We start from the raw sequence: 431 nt of genomic DNA, 5'->3' as shown, positions 1-431 counted from the left end.
TAGGGGAACCTGCGGTTGGATCACCTCCTTACCTAAAGATATTAGTTCGAGTGGCGTGCTCACACAGATTGTCTGATAGAAAGTAACGAGCAGAAATACCTTTATAGGCTTGTAGCTCAGGTGGTTAGAGCGCACCCCTGATAAGGGTGAGGTCGGTGGTTCAAGTCCACTCAGGCCTACCACTTCTCAGAAGTGGAAAAGGTACTGCACGTGACTGTATGGGGCTATAGCTCAGCTGGGAGAGCGCCTGCCTTGCACGCAGGAGGTCAGCGGTTCGATCCCGCTTAGCTCCACCATATAGTCCGGTATTTCAATACTTCAGAGTATATTGGCGACAGTATGCTGCGAAGTATTTTGCTCTTTAACAATCTGGAACAAGCTGAAAATTGAAACATGACGGCTGAAATTTATCCCTCCGTAGATGTATTGGG

Annotated in this window: 2 tRNA genes; both read left to right on the top strand. The window is 48.3% G+C overall.

What is annotated here, in order from left to right:
* The first annotated feature begins 105 nt into the window (after window positions 1–105).
* Window positions 106–182, top strand: a tRNA-Ile gene (locus tag ACRAWE_RS24345).
* Between the two features lie 38 nt (window positions 183–220).
* A tRNA-Ala gene (locus ACRAWE_RS24340) sits at window positions 221–296 on the top strand.
* The last annotated feature ends 135 nt before the right edge of the window (window positions 297–431 follow it).

Source organism: Serratia sp. BFP-2025, assembly GCF_050880365.1.
GTDB classification, from domain to species: domain Bacteria; phylum Pseudomonadota; class Gammaproteobacteria; order Enterobacterales; family Enterobacteriaceae; genus Serratia; species Serratia surfactantfaciens.
The sequence above is the reverse complement of the archived record's forward strand: the minus strand, read 5'-3'. Positions and strand labels throughout refer to the sequence as shown.